This window comes from Kocuria coralli, from assembly GCF_008831305.1.
Classification (GTDB): domain Bacteria; phylum Actinomycetota; class Actinomycetes; order Actinomycetales; family Micrococcaceae; genus Kocuria; species Kocuria coralli.
In genome coordinates, this window is sequence record NZ_ML708631.1 from 21,273 (window position 1) to 36,850 (window position 15,578).

7 protein-coding genes are annotated in these 15,578 nt (G+C 64.2%); all 7 read left to right on the forward strand.

What is annotated here, in order from left to right:
• The first annotated feature begins 1 nt into the window (after nt 1).
• The 7 genes from wecC to FCK90_RS14055 all read left to right on the forward strand — a co-directional run bounded on the left by wecC (nt 2) and on the right by FCK90_RS14055 (nt 15,479).
• Nucleotides 2-1,264, forward strand: coding sequence for a UDP-N-acetyl-D-mannosamine dehydrogenase (gene wecC / locus FCK90_RS14025; protein WP_158034930.1), 1,263 nt, complete (start codon nt 2-4; stop codon nt 1,262-1,264).
• Between the two features lie 73 nt (nt 1,265-1,337).
• Complete coding sequence (locus FCK90_RS14030) at nt 1,338-5,840, forward strand: glycosyltransferase (protein ID WP_158034931.1); 4,503 nt, start codon at nt 1,338-1,340, stop codon at nt 5,838-5,840.
• On the forward strand, nt 5,837-6,232 hold the full coding sequence (locus tag FCK90_RS14035) for a hypothetical protein (protein ID WP_158034932.1): 396 nt from the start codon (nt 5,837-5,839) through the stop codon (nt 6,230-6,232). Before FCK90_RS14030 ends, FCK90_RS14035 begins: the two co-directional genes overlap by 4 nt.
• Nucleotides 6,229-9,009 carry a glycosyltransferase gene (locus FCK90_RS14040; protein ID WP_158034933.1) on the forward strand — a complete coding sequence of 927 codons (2,781 nt, stop codon included), beginning with the start codon at nt 6,229-6,231 and terminating at the stop codon, nt 9,007-9,009. The genes FCK90_RS14035 and FCK90_RS14040 overlap by 4 nt, the downstream gene beginning before the upstream one ends.
• Nucleotides 8,987-10,981, forward strand: a complete 1,995-nt coding sequence (locus tag FCK90_RS14045; protein WP_158034934.1) for a heparinase II/III domain-containing protein — start codon at nt 8,987-8,989, stop codon at nt 10,979-10,981. The genes FCK90_RS14040 and FCK90_RS14045 overlap by 23 nt, the downstream gene beginning before the upstream one ends.
• On the forward strand, nt 10,924-14,190 hold the full coding sequence (locus FCK90_RS14050) for a heparinase II/III domain-containing protein (RefSeq protein WP_158034935.1): 3,267 nt from the start codon (nt 10,924-10,926) through the stop codon (nt 14,188-14,190). The genes FCK90_RS14045 and FCK90_RS14050 overlap by 58 nt, the downstream gene beginning before the upstream one ends.
• A 290-nt stretch (nt 14,191-14,480) precedes the next feature.
• Complete coding sequence (locus tag FCK90_RS14055; protein ID WP_158034936.1) at nt 14,481-15,479, forward strand: hypothetical protein; 999 nt, start codon at nt 14,481-14,483, stop codon at nt 15,477-15,479.
• Nucleotides 15,480-15,578 lie beyond the last annotated feature (99 nt).

The window sequence follows — 15,578 nt, forward strand, 5'->3', positions numbered from 1 at the left end:
CATGACGTACACCCCGGACACCGTCGTCTTCGTCGGACTCGGCTACATCGGCCTGCCCACCGCAGTCACCCTGGCCAACAGCGGAGTCAAGGTCAAAGGCGTAGACGTCAACTACGACGTGGTGGAGCGGATCTCCCGCGGTGAGGTCACCATCGTGGAGCCGGGCCTGGAACAGCAGCTCCAGAAAGCGGTCAACTCCGGGAACCTGGTGGCCTCCACCCACATGCCGCACGGTGACGTGTACGTGATCGCGGTTCCCACCCCGTTCAAGGAGCACCACGAAGGCGACACCTCCTACATCGAGGCCGCAGCCGAGAACATCGCCCCGTTGCTCGAAGGCGACGAGCTGGTGATCCTCGAATCGACCTCTCCGCCGCTGACCACCCGCAAGCTCGCCGAGGTACTAGTGGCGGCCCGTCCCGACCTCACCGTGGACCCCGAGGAGGCCGCAGCGGGGGAGAAGAAGCTCATCCACCTGGCGTACTGCCCCGAGCGCATCCTGCCCGGCAAAGCCATGGAAGAACTCGTAACCAACGACCGCATCATCGGCGGTATGACCCCCGAGGCGGCCAAGCGGGGCATCGCGGTCTATGAGAGCTTCTGCCAGGGACAGCTCCTCGAGACCGACGACGTCACCGCGGAGATGGCCAAGCTCACCGAGAACTCCTTCCGCGACGTGAACATCGCGTTCGCCAATGAACTGTCCCTGATCTCGGACAAGCTGGGCATCGACGTGTGGGAGCTCATCGGTCTGGCCAACCACCACCCCCGGGTCAACATCCTCCAGCCGGGCCCCGGCGTGGGCGGTCACTGCATTGCCGTGGACCCCTGGTTCATCGTCTCCTCGGATCGGGAGCACTCGAACCTCATCCGCACGGCGCGAGAGGTCAATGACGGCAAGCCGCACTGGGTGATCGGCAAGGTCAGGGATGCGATCGCAGGGCGATCGGAACCCGTTGTGGCCGCACTCGGCCTGGCCTTCAAGGCGAACATCGACGACCTGCGCGAGTCCCCGGCGCTGAACATCACCAAGGTCCTGGCCCAGACCTTGAGCGACGCCGAGGTCCTGGCCGTCGAACCCAATGTGTCCGAGCTCCCCAAGGCACTGGCCGACCTGGACAACGTCAAGCTGACCGACTGCCACGAGGCGATCGAGCGCGCCGACGTGGTGCTGGTGCTCGTCGATCACGACGAGTTCAAGGGTGTTCCCGCGACCGCCCTGGCCGGGAAGACCGTGGTCGACACCAAGGGCCTCTGGCGCTGAGCATCACTGGCAGTCTCACGGAAGCTGCCACAGGGTACCCCCGATGCCCTGCCCCCGAAGATAGGACAGCAGGTTGTACGACGACGAACGCCGCTCCCCCCGGCAGGCCAAGAACCTGATCGCTGCTGAAGTCAGCCGCAATCCGATGCGCATCGTGACGCGTTTGGAAGAGCAGCAGGCCCAGGTCCGAAAGCTGCAGGCGCAAGTGCGCCGAGCCCAGTCGGATCTGAAGTCCGCCATGGTCTCCAAAGGCAAGATGGGCCGCGAACTGCGGGAGGCCACCAGCGAACTGGGCAGGCTTCGTGCGGGTGCGGCGACATCAAGCACGGAGCTCAAGCAGCCTGAGCCGTCCCTTGACGAGACATCGGCCGACGACCGGCCCGAGGACCGGACCGCGATCCAACCGGCGGAAGTGCTCACCGAGCCTGCCGATGCTCAGCTCAGCCCGGATGCGGAGCAGGACAGCGCACCCGTCCCCCAGGCGGAAGTGCCGCCTCGGCAATTGCTGTCGGAGATGACTCTCGATCAACTCCTGGAACGGCTCGAAGAGCATCCCGACTCTGGACGTCTGGCGGCTTGCCTCAACCGGCTCTGGTATGGCCATGGCGCCTTGGAGCAATGCCTGACGCTGCTGATCCGGCATTCGGATCTGGTGTCCGCGATGACCGGAGCGCAGCAGCAGCTGGCCGATCGCATCTGGGGTACCGCGGTCCTGGAGGAGAACCTGGAGCGTGTCGTACCCCCGCGAGCGAGCGGACCGGCGTACCTGCCGGAACGGGACCGGGTCATGTACTGCGCGTACTCCACGCCGGCCTTCCACTCCAACGGGTACAGCGTCCGAACCCAGGGGGTTGTCACGGGCCTGCGCGCTGCCGGAGCCGATGTGTTCGTGGTCGGCCGTAGCGGCTATCCGTGGGACATCCGCGGCGTCCAGGGCACACCGGCTAAGCGTCGTCGTCATACCACCGTCGTCGACGGCGTGGAGTACGTCCACCTTCCGGAGGGTAGCCTCCCGTCGATGCGCGTGGACGACTACATCCAGGTCGCCGCCGACTCGTTCGTCCGTGAAGCCCGCCTCAAGCGGCCCTCGCTCATCCATGCGGCCTCCAACTACCTCAACGCACTGCCCGCCTTGATCGCAGCCCGCCGTCTGGGACTGCCGTTCGTGTACGAGGTGCGCGGCCTCTGGGAGGTCACCGAGGCCTCGACCAAGGACGGATGGGCCGAGTCCGAGCGCTACGCATGGCAGGCCAGGATGGAGGCCTACGTGGCCTCTCACGCCGACTCCGTGCTGGCGATCACGCAGGAGACCAGAGATGAGCTGATTCGTCGAGGTGTACCCGCCGAGCGGATCGAGATCCTCCCCAACGGCGTGAATACCGACTCGTTCCTGCCGCTCCCGCGCGACGAGGTGTACGCGAAATCCCACGGCATCTCTGCCGAGGTTCCGGTGATCGGATTCGCCGGCTCCTTCGTGGAGTACGAAGGCCTCGATCTCCTGCTGCAGGCCGCGAACATCCTGCGCGGCCGCAAGGTCGGGTTCCAGATCGCCCTGGCCGGTGGAGGCGGGGTCTATCCGCAGCTCAAGAGCTACAAGGAGCGGAACAAACTCGGTTCGCGCGTGCGCTTCGTCGGGAGGCGGCCGCCCGAGGAGATCCCTCGGTTCCTTTCCTGCGTGGACATCGTCGCCTGCCCTCGCAAGTCCCTGCCGGTCACCGAGATGGTCTCCCCGCTCAAGCCGCTCGAAGCCTTCGCGGCTTCCAAGCCCGTAGTCCTGTCCGATGTCTCTCCGCATCGGGTACTGGCTGGTGAAGACGACCAGCGCGGTCTGCTCTTCGAGCCGGGTAACGCCAAGTCTCTGGCCAATGCGCTGCAACAGCTGATCGAGGATGCCGAACTACGCACTGCTAAGGGGCGGGCGGGCCGGCTCTGGGCGGTTGACGAGCGGCAGTGGTCCACCCTCGGTCAGCATATTCGTGATGTGCACCATAAGGCCGCCGAAGTGGCGGGTCGACAAGCCACTCCCGGTAAAGCCATCGGCGAGCTGCGGATCGGCCTGATCGCGGATGAGTTCACGACCAAGACGCTGCAGCGCGCGGCGCAGATCGTGATCCTGGACCGCGACGACTTCGAGCAGCAGATACAGGACGCCGGCCTGGACCTCGTGCTCATCGAATCGGCCTGGAACGGCAACGACGGCCAGTGGCATCGCAGGGTGGGGTTCTACTCCGAGGAGGAGGACGCCTCCCTGACCCTTTTGCTGGAGCAGTGCCGCAGTGCGGGGATTCCGACCCTGTTCTGGAACAAGGAGGATCCGGTCCATATCCAGCGGTTCCGGCGTACCGGGGCCCGCACCGATCATGTCTTCACCACTGACGCGGAGATGATCGGCGAGTATCTGAAGACAGCTCACAGCATGGACGACGGTGCGGCAGTCACGGCGTCGTCGTTGCCGTTCTACGCGGATCCTCTGGTGCACAACCCGCTGCCCAGCGCTCGGCCCTATGAGAACACGATCGCCTACGCCGGTACCTTCTACGGTGAACGTTATGCACATCGTTCACAGCAGCTGGAACAGCTGCTGCGCACCGCTCAGGAGGCTTCTGACGGCGGGCTGGTGATCTACGATCGTCAGCTCGCCATCCCCGATTCGCCGTACCGCTTCCCTCAGGAATTCGCCGGCGCTGTGCGCGGCTCGCTGCCCTATGACGAGGTGCTGGACAGCTACAAGTCGCACATCGCCAATCTGAACGTGAATTCGGTGGCGGAGTCACCCACCATGTTCTCGCGCCGGGTGGTCGAGATCGCCGCGAGCGGTGGCGTGGTCATGTCCGCATGGTCCAGGGGCATCACCGAGACCTTCGCCGGGCAGATCCCGAACACCAACAATGAGATGTACTGGCGGGCCTACCTGGGCGCCTGGACTCATGACCCGGAGGAGCACCTGGCCGAAGCGTGGCTGCAGATGCGAGCCATTCTGCGCAGCCACACCGTTGACACCGCTCTCATCCTCATGGCCCGCACGGCGGGCGTCCCGGTCCAAGGCTTGAGCCTCCCGGCATGGGGCTGCGATCTGGCGGCGGAGAACGCCGACCGCGTCCTGGCCCAGTCCGTGCTCCCGGGCGCGGTACGGGTGGACGACGTGACCTCGGAGCTTGCCCGGCGGGCGGAGCGGCTGGGAATCCGGGTCCTGGGCACCGAGGAGCCACTCCCCGGCGACATTCAGTGGTGGGCGCTTCTGCCTTTCGCCTTCTCACGGACCTGGGCCGAGGATCTGCTCTCTGCCACCCGATGGGGCTCCTGGGAGGCGCTCGGCTGCCGATACAGGGGATCGGATGCCCATGACGGACGGATCATCGCCCAGCCTGGGTCTTCACCCGAGGACCTGCAGGGAGGCATGGTGCCGGTGAACAACTCGGCTCCCGAGGTGGACGCCCTCAGGGAAAGCCCGCAGATGCTCTGCCTGACATTGCCGAGCCCGTCCTCGCCCGCACCGGACGACGAGAACACGGCCAATGCCCGTAGTGCGGGCCGCTCCCTCTCCTCCGGATCCGACCCGCAACAGGCCGGCTGCGTGCTCATCGCCGGCCACGACCTGAAGTTCGCTCAGTCGTGGATCGATCACCTCCAGGAGCAGGGCGTGGAGGTGCTGCTCGACGAGTGGGAGAACCACGCGGACCACGATGAGGAGCGGTCGCTCGATCTTCTGCGCCGGGCGGACACCGTCTTCTGCGAGTGGGGCCTGGGCAACGCCGTCTGGTACAGCCGCCATGTCACTCGCGGGCAGCGTCTGGTGGTACGGGTCCATGCTCAGGAACTGCGCCGCCCTTACCTACGGCGGATCCGGCACGCCGCAGTCGACGAATACATCTTCGTGGGCGAGCTCATGCGCGATGCCGCCGTACGCAGCCACGGAATCCCACGGAACAAGACGCTGGTGATCCCGAATATCGTTCGTGCTGAACGGCTGGATCGCCCCAAATCCGCTGAGGCCGAGTTCACCCTGGGACTGGTGGGCATCGTGCCCCAGGTCAAGCGCCTGGACCGGGCCGTGACGGTCATCGAGTCACTGGTGGCCGAGGATCCGCGCTGGACTCTGCGGGTCAAGGGCAAACGACCCGAAGACTACGCGTGGATGCTCAAGCGCGAAGACGAGATGGCCTGGTACCAGGAGTGCTACAGGCGGATCGAGCGGCTCAACGAGCGTGCAGGGCGTCAAGCCGTGGTCTTCGACCCCCACGGCGATGACATGCCTGACTGGTTCCAGGGAATCGGGTACGGAGTATCCGTGAGCGACCGCGAGTCCTTCCATCTCACCCTCCCGGACGGTGCTGCGTCCGGTGCTGCACCCGTCTCGATTGCCTGGCCGGGTGCTGATCGGATCTACCCGCGAGAGTGGCTCGTAGCCGGTCTTGACCAGATGGCTCAGCGGATCCTGGAACTCCATCACGCCCCAGAGGAGCGGATTGAGATGGTCGGCCGGGCCGCGGACTTCGTGAACGCCAACCTGGACACGGCGGTGGTGCACGCAGCCCTCGACCGCGCACTGACCAGGACGGAAAGGAACCTGCGATGACGAGTCAGAACAACGGGCAGGAGATGCCCGATGAGCAGATCCAGGCTCTTCAGGCTCTGCTCAGCGCGCAAAGCCGCGAGATAGAAGCACTGAACAAGGAACTGGTCACCAGCTATAAGAAGGAGATCGTCTTCTTCGGCAATCTGGAGCAGCGGGATCGTGAGTTCAAGGAAGCCGAAAGGACCAGCCTGAAGAAGATCTGGTGGCTCGAATCGGAATGGAACAAGTCCAAGAGAGCACTGGTCAGGGCTGAAAAGGAACTGGCATCGGTGAAGGCAGAATTGCACGTTGCGCGCGGGCAGCGGGACGCGCTACGGGCTTCGCTCAGTGGACGCGTCCAGCGAGCCTACTGGTCAGCCCGGAAGAGGGTTGTGCGAGGAGGTAAGGCGTGAAGCGGGAGCAGGCACAACTGCGGAAGACAAGGGTGCGCCGGCGAATCGGGCAACTCGAGGAGCGCAAGGCCCTGGCGGAGAAGGACCGCCACTGGTACCAGTCCGAATCCTTCGCCCGCACCGTCCGCCGCGGTGATTGGGGCGACCTTGCTCCAGTCAGGGATCCGGAGGATTTCAGCGCGCTGATGGATCGGGTGCTCCGCCGTGACGAGGTGGCCGACCTGCAACGATTGGCAGCGGACCTCCCGGAGCATCTCGGCACCCGCTCGTTGAACCCGCATCCCGTGCGGATCGCCATGATCGCCGATCAGTTCCTATACGACTCCCTGAACGGAACCGCGGACGTCACGTACCTGACGCCCGAGAACTTCCAGGACGAGGCCCTGAAGTCCGATCTGCTGCTCATCGCCTCGACCTGGCGCGGTCTTCACAATGAATGGATGGGAGCCACGGTCTCTCAAGGTCCCATCAGAAGCCAGGTGATCCCCGCATTCCGCGACGCCGGGGTGCCTGTGGCCTTCTACTCCAAAGAGGACCCGCCCAACTACATCCGGTTCCTCCCTCTGGCACGCGAAGCGGACTACATCTTCACGTCGGCCGAAGAAGTCGTGGACGACTACCGCCGCGATTGCCCGGATGTGAAGGAAGTCCGTGCTCTGACATTCGGCGTGAATCCGCTCGTTCACAATCCCGTGGGGTCACGGCGGCATCGGAGACAAGAGGTCCTGTTCGCAGGTTCCTGGCTCGACCACAAATACCCGCTACGGAAGAAGTCGGCCCGCCACATTTTCGACGGGGTCATCGACTCCGGCCGGGACCTGCTGATCCTCGACCGCAACTCGACTCTCGGCGACAGCAAATATTTCTACCCTCAGCAATACTTGGAGTTCGTGGGCCCTGGGGTTCCGCACACAGACCTGATGCGGATCCAGCGACTGGTGGACGTGCAGATCAACCTCAACTCCGTGACGGATTCAGCGACCATGTTCGCCAACCGCGCGGTGGAGCTGCAGGCCATGGGTGCTGCGGTGATCTCCAACTACAGCCGGGCGCTGAACAACATGTTCCCGAATATTCTCATCACGGACTCGGCCTTCGAGACCCGGGCGATGCTCGAGCAACTGCACGGGGATGAGCTGTATCGGCTGCAGGCTCAAGGGGTGCACCGCGCCTTCTTCGAGCACACCTCGCACCAGCGCGTGGCAGAGCTTCTGCAGACCGTCGGCTTACCGACCACCAGGACCCACGGCAAGGCGCTCATGGTCGCCGAGGAAGTGACCGAGACGGTACGACGTATCGCCGCCGAGCAGACGATGGATGTCGACGTCATGTCGATCAGCGAGCTCAGGCATGCTCGTGCAGGCGGTCCCACGGAGCACACCGTCATCCTCCCGATCCGCGAGGACTACCGGTATCACCACGACTACGCCCGGTCTCAGGTCGCGGCCTTCGCCTACGCGGACGTGGACTTCGTGGCGAAGAACGGATATGAGTCTTCCGGCCGGGTTGTGTCCAAGGACGACCACGAGCCGATCGGGCACGCGGATGACCCGTTCCGAGCCGGGGTGTGGCAGACCTCATCGGTGACTGACCGCTGGCTGCAGTCCGGTGTCATCGAGGGCTCCGGATACGGTACGGACCCCTTCGGCGTCGATACCTGGCCGGAAGGGCGGCGAACTCGGTCGGATGCGGGGGGGAGTTCCGCTCGAAGCCCTGAACTCACCGTGGTAGTGCCGGTGTACAACAACGGCCGGCATCTGGAGAACAAGTGCTTCCGCTCCCTCCAGCGGTCCTCGATCTTCGAGCGGATGGAGATCCTGCTGGTCGATGACGGCTCCACAGATGGGATCACCCCGCTGGTGGTCCAGGACCTCGAGCGACGCTTCCCGCAGGTGAAGGCATACTTCAACCCGCCGGGAGGTTCCGGCAGCGCCTCCAGGCCACGCAATCAGGGCCTGGAAATGGCCTCGGCGCCGTACATCACCTACCTGGATCCGGACAACGAAGCTGTCAACGACGGCTTTGCAAGGCTCCTGGACATCGTCAAGGAGTCGGCATCGGACTTCGCCATCGGTGACATGCTCAAGTTCGCCCGGACGCGGCGGTATGTCGCGAATTCCGCGATCCTGAACAAGGCTCTGGGAGGTCGCGGCGTCCAGATAGCCATGAGACTGCCCAGCAGCACGATGTCGGATATCAACTTCCAGCCCATGAGTATCCAGGCTCTGGTCGCCAGCACGCCATGGCTACGGGGCACCGGTATCACGCAACCGATCGGCGCTCTGGGGCAGGACTCGCTCGCCTTCCAGCAGATGCTCCACGCTGCGGAGCAGATCGATATCGTGAACTTCCCGATCCACGTGTATTACGGGGCCGTCGACAACTCCGTCGTGAACTCAGTGTCACCCGGGTTTTTCCGCAAGTACATCCCCCTTGAGTCGGCTCGGGTGCGGTGGCTCGAGAGTTCTGGACTGATGGACGACTACATCAAGTTCAGGGCCCGGCCGTTCTTCGAGAAATGGTTCGTGCACAAGTACAACAACTTCGTACAGGCAGAGGACAGGGAGGCTTGCCGAGCGGTCCTGCGCGAGCTCGCGGCGACGTACGGCATTCAGCTGGAGTTCTCGGATCCGCAGGATCCGACCAGCGATCTCTACATGGTCGCGGTGCCCGAGGCCGAGGAGCCCGCTGACGGCGACGTCGAACTCTCAGAGGACACCACCGCCCAGGGGACGGGACTGGAAGGGAACCTGAATGGTCAACCTCAGGGCGGCTGAACGCCAGGCTCTCGGCACGCACTTCGTCGCGGGGCCCCAGGATGAGGAGCTCGTTGCAAAGCTCTGCGGGGGCGAGCTGACGCTGCCTCCGCACAAGAAGTGGCAGCTGCCGGAGGAACTCAGCTGGACAGAAGATCCCTTCTCCGACAACAACTGGCAGTTCCAGTACCACATGTTGCGCTGGCTGGATCCCCTGCGGCGAGCCGGGCAGAACGGAAATGCACAGGCAGCCGAGACCTGGGAGCGCTATGCGCGGTCCTGGATCGAATCCAATCCACCCGGCAACAGCAAGTCCCGGTGGGCTTGGATCGACATGACCGATGGCATCCGCGCCATGGAGCTGTGCCATGGGCTGTGCGTGGTGGGGGAGCAGGACTGGCTCGTCCGAAGCCTGGAGCAGCATCGGGATTGGCTCTCGGATCCGGCACACATCAAGCATGGCAATCACGGGCTGCACCAGACCCTGGGATTGTTCGTGGTGTCCGCTGTCCTCGAGGACCAGGCCGGTCTGGACCTGGCCGTCGACTGGCTCGGGAGTCGGCTCCGCGATGCGTGGGATGAGCAGGGCGTCAATGAAGAGGGCTCCCTGGCGTACCACCGCATGAATTACCTGTGGTGGCAGGAGGCCATGACCCGCCTGGACCTAGAGGGCATCGACCGTCCAGAGGGCGCTCAGCGACTCCAGCTGGCCCCTGAGGAAATGGCGCATGCCACGTCCCCGCTCGGGCGGTTGGCCCGGATCGGGGACACCAATGCAGCCTCCATCCGGGATATCGACCACCCTTACGCCGATTTCGTGACGTCGGGGGGAACCCGCGGAGCTGCTCCGGCGAAGACCACGGCGATCTACGACCGCGGCTATGCCTACATCCGCAGCGGATGGGGCCAGGACCGGCCATTCGCAGAAGAGACCTACCTGACCGTGGTCTTCGGCCCTCAGGACAAGGTCCACGGCCACGTCGACGGCGGCAGCCTGACCTACTGCTCCCAGGGCGTGCAGTGGCTGCATGACGCTGGACGCTATTACTACGGCCGCCATGCGATGCAGGACTACATGAAGTCCCGGGCGGCGCATTCCCTCGTGGTACTTCCTGAGCGCACTCCCGACAAGTCGAGGACGGTGGAGCTGATCCACAGTCAGGTGACCGAGGACTTGACGGACCTGCTGCTGTCGGACAGGTGCTACGAGGGCGTGAGCATCACCCGACGCGTCGTGTACCTCAGGCACTGGGATCTCACCGTGGTCCTGGATCGTGTTGAGTCCGTGGAGCCGGTGCAGGCCGAGCAGCGCTGGCACTGCGGCAGGCACGTCAGTGCGACTGCCCTCAGTACTGGCTTCGCTTTGTCTCATCAGGACAGCACTTTCCACGTCTCCGCGTTGACGAGAGGCCAGCGCAAAGACGTCCGGAGCGGCGAGAAGAAACCCATGGTCGGCTGGACCGCCACCGGTTGGCGCAGAAGCGCTCCAGTGGACGTGGCCACGGTCTACGACGGGGGAACGGATCTGGTTTTCGGTGCGTTGCTGGGCACGTGGACGCCCATGGCCGTGGACCTGCTGACCCAGCAGCTGACCGGCTCCTCCGACGTCACCGTCGCGGTGCATGAGCTCATACCCGCGGCGCTCCTCCGCGCACCCTGGCCCGGCGCACGGGCGGCGAGCTCTCGTCGCCGACCTTCGGCGCTCGAAGTCTCCGCCGAGGTAGTGGGATCGGACACCGTGAGAATCGTGGCCGACGGCCCGGGAAGGTACTTCGCCTTCGACCTGTACGACGGAAAGCAACCCGTCCAGCGGGTCCCCTGGCTGTCCAGGGGCGAGCAGACCTTCGACCTCAGCGGTATCGCCGATCCGCGCCTGAGTGTCAAGAACCGGACTACGCCGGCCGATCTGCAGCAGGTCTCGGTGACGGGGTCCGATTGGCCGATCGAAACGGCAAGCCCAGGAACAGCCCGCCCCTCAGACCGCAGGCGATAGAGCGAGAGCGAATCATGGTGAATCTTGAATCAGCGAAACGCCAGGCCATCGGCCATCACTTCATGGCTCGCAAGGACGACGACGCGGTCGCAGCCGGGTTGCTCAGCGGGAGCCTGACCATGCCGCCCCATAAGGAATGGGCGCTTCCTGCTGACCCGACCTGGTCGGAGAACCCCTTCGACGACAACAACTGGCAGTTCCAGTACCACATGCTGCGCTGGCTCGACCCCCTCCGTCGCACGGCTCAGGCGGGGGACCAGAAGTCGGCCGAAGCTTGGGCACGGTATGCGCGCTCCTGGATCCAGACGAACCCCCCGGGAAAAGGCGGATCCCGCTGGCCGTGGACCGACATGGCCGATGGGGTCCGGGCCATGGAACTCAGCTTCGGACTGCTGGCGGTTGGCGAACAGGAATGGCTCATCAGGAGCCTGGAACAGCACCGAGACTGGTTGCAGGATCCCAAGCACATCAAACACGGCAACCATGCGCTGCATCAGATTCTCGGGCTGTTCGTGGTATCCGCCGTCCTGGAGGACACGACGGCCATGGACACGGCCGTGTCCTGGCTGGGAGATCGTCTTCGTAAGTCCTGGGACGAGGAAGGAGTCAGCGAAGAGGGCTCCGTGGCGTACCACCGTCTGAACTACTCATGGTGGCAGGAGGCGATGACCCGCCTGGACCTGGAAGGAGTGGAGCGACCGGAGGGAGCGCACCGCCTAGACCTGGTCCCCGAGGTGCTGAGCCACGCGACCACCCCGCTCGGGTACCTGGCGCGCATCGGTGACACCAACACCTCTAAGCTGCGAGGCATCACGCACCCTGCTGCCGAGTACGCCCAATCCTTCGGTCGCCGAGGCACCGCGCCGTCCGCCACGACGGCCGTCTACGACCAGGGTTATGCCTTCGTCCGCAGCGGCTGGGGTCAGGAAAGGCCGTTCGTGCAAGAGACGTATCTGGCGGCGACGTTCGGCCGGCAGAACAAGATCCACGGTCACAGCGATGGCGGCGGGATCACCTTCTGCGCCGACGGCGTGCAGTGGCTCGACAACGGCGGCCGCTACTACTACGGACAGGACCCGCTGCAGGAGTACATGAAGTCGCGGAGGTCGCACAGCCTCATCGTCGTCCCCGGGCGAGAAGCACGCCGAGATCAACCGGTTCTGCTTACTCACCACGAGGACACAGACGATTACACCGATTTCACCTTCTCGGACACCAGCTATTCCGGCGTGCAGATCGACCGCAGGATCACGTACCTGAAGAAGTGGGATCTGACCTTGATTCTGGATCGGGTGCAGTCCGACTCGCCCGTCAAGGCCGAGCAACGCTGGCACTGCGGACAGGGCGTCAAGGCTACGGCTCTCAGTTCGGGATTCGCCCTGAAAAGGGCCAAGAAGACCCTGCATGTGGCGTCGCTGACCGACGGGCAGCGCAAAGACGTCCGAAACGGCCAGATGAAGCCGCTGATCGGATGGACATCAACCGGGTGGCGCACCAGCGCGCCCGTCGATGTCGGCACGGTGTACGACCGGGGGACGGACATGACCTTCGGCGCCCTGCTCGGTGCCTGGAGTTCTCCCGCCGTCCAGCTCCTGAAGCAGCGGCTCAAGGATGTCAACGATATCGCTGTCGACATTCACGAGCTGGTGCCCGCAGCGCTTCTACGCGAGCCATGGCAAGGGGCGGAGGTACCTCCGCGGAAGAGAGGCTCGCCGTCCCTGGACGCCGAGCTCGACTGGGTCACGGAGGACACTCTGCGGATCAATGCCGCAGGCCCCGGTACGCACTTCAAGTTCGATGTCTACGGTGACGAGGGCCCTCTCTTTATCGGCAGCTGGTCGCGCGGACACGAGCTGACGCTACAGGTTCCCGCCTCCTCGCAGCCCCGGGTGCAGGTCTGGAATCGGATATCGCCCACCGTGACGCAGAGCATTCTGGCCCAGACGCCGATGCAGGGGCCGGGCGTGCCGGAGTCCCTCAGCGAACCATCCGCCCTTGACGAGCCGATGGATCAGCCGGGCTTGCCGGATCTTGTCAGCGAATCGCCCCTCTCCGACGAACCGATGTCCCGGACCCTGGTTTTGATCGAGACCATGTTCTGCGACAACGAGCAGGACGAGAACGTGCTCGCCACATATTTCGAGCGATTCAAGATCTCCCTGTCGTCCCTGCTGGCACAGCAAATTCCAGACAACGCCGAACTGCTGGTCACCATCTACATCTCCTCGGACAAGCAGAAGTGGATCCACAGGACACGCCGGATCATCGAATCCGCATCACACTCTCCCCGAGCCAGATACCGCATCCATGAATACGACCATCCGGCAGAAGGCTATCCTCAGCGCGACCATATCGATTGGCTGAAGAACCCCAACAAGCAGGGCCCATACCGGGGCGGGCACTTCACCGCAGCTCACTCGGACATCCGCTTCGAGGAGTACGGACGTTTGATTCGAGCGGCGATCGATGACGACGACCTGATGCTGAGGCACCATGTGGGGTCCCTCGTGCGCATGGCAACCGCGGCTCAAGCCGAATTCCCCGACGACCCGATCATGGCTCTGGGCCCGCTGCACACCTACATCGGGTACGTCGAGGGCGCCCACGTTCGTTTCCAGGATGTGGACATGCGGCGCAGCATGGGTGGAAACCGATGCTTCGTGATCGCGCGGCCATCCGAGGTGGACTTGGTCCCGCTCTCACCATGGTCCATACCCGAGATCATCGACATCTATCAGGGCTTCGTGGCCGAGAAGAGAGGTTTCCGTCTCTCTTACGTCCGGGAACACAGTGCCGGCCTCGTCTATATGCGATGGGGTTCCAACCTGTCCGCACATATGAAGGACATCCATGTCCTCGAGAAGCACGGAGAGTTCACGCTCGACCGCGTCGAAGACATCTTGGCTCTGGATGGCGCACAGGCCGAAGGCGACAACGATATGACCTTCGGGCTCCTCGCTCCGGATCTCCGGCTGACGGTCAAACGGAGCGGCGACAGAGTGAACGTCGTCACGAACTTCGACAAGCTCCGGCTCAGAAACGCGCAGATCTGCTTCTACCTGATGTCTGGCGGGAAACGCGTGGCCGTCAGGGGCTACAGCGAGGTGGCCCGCGCGACGTTCCCGCAGGCGCCCGGCAAGGTGCAAATCATCGGCTTCATCCGATTCCAGGGTGAAATCATCGCTCGAGTCGCATCGGAGCGCATATGAAGACCAGAACTCGGGAGATCCCCCTCGGCCAGCGCCAGGCGTCGAGGTACGGCAAAGACCCGGTGTATCGATGGAACACAGCTGAGGACTTCCACAGTGCGGCTGTTCGAGAAGACGGCGTGCACGTCATCGGCGGCCCCGGCGGGTCCGAGCTGGAGCTTCTGCTAGGCGGGCAGCCGTTCGAGCAGCTCGCCGGACCTGTCCTGGTCGTCTTCTCCGGTGCCGTTACGAAGCGGTCCGAAAGAGTGCCGCCGTTCTTCTCCGGGCGGGGCATCGCGGAAAGGTCCGAGGTGCCTTTCATCGCGATCTCGGACCCTGCGCTGAACCTGGCGCCGGACTTGAACATCGCCTGGTACGCGGGAACACAGGCGCAGGATGTCCAAAGCCAGGTCGAGACCGCGCTCTCGCCGCTCAGTGAGCGTCTCGGGCGAGATCTCTGGATGGTCGGCGGATCAGCGGGGGCCTTCGCGGCCCTGGAGCTGGGGCACCGCTTCGGGCGCAACTGTTCTGTCTTCGTCTGGAATCCTCAGACGGATGTCGCCGAGTATTCTCCGCCTCTTGTCAAGGCGTACGCCACCCGCGCCTTCCCCTCCCACGCCCGTGACCTCACAGGCCCGCAATGGAAGCAGAAGCTGCGTGATGTGATGAGCTTCTACGGACGCCGGCGATCTCTCCTCGACTTCCTGCCGTCACACGCTCCGGCTCGGTTGTTCTACCTGCAGAGTGCGAGCGACTGGCACGTCCAGAAGCACTGCGGTCCCTATCTGGATGCCCAGGACTACCGCCGACTCTCAGCCGGCCTATGGGCCAGGAGCGCGGACCAAGTCGTTTGGATGGCGGACACGGGACAGGGTCACGCTCCGCCGTCGACGGACAAGGTCGTGGAGATCCTGAAACGGCTCTTCCACACAGACACCACCGTCCTCCAGGTGACGCATGAATGGCGCAGGACTGAGCTGTTCCCCGCCTACGACACGAAGACCTGTCCAGACGACCTGCGCCCTGTCGCCGCGTGGTTGGAACGCACCTTGGAGATCGGCCTTGAGGGTGCTTCGGTCATTGCCTCGAGCCGTACGATCGCGCCCGGTACCGGCGGCCTCCGCGCCGACATGGGTTTCCTCGATCCATCGGGCGCCAGACTGGGGCGGGCAGCTCAGTTCCCCGTCCCAGGACAGTGGACCGGCGAGATGCCGCCGGGGACTTCGCAGCTGAACATTTCCTTTCGAGATGGCCTCGACCATCTCCTGTTCGAGCACGACTTGAAGCTTGAAGGCGGGATGACCTCATGACCAAGAACATCTATGCACATATCACTTCGGTGAATCGGGACCGGGGGAACCTGGGGGATCTCATGGGATTGGCGGATTCAAGCGGTGAGCGCAAGGAAC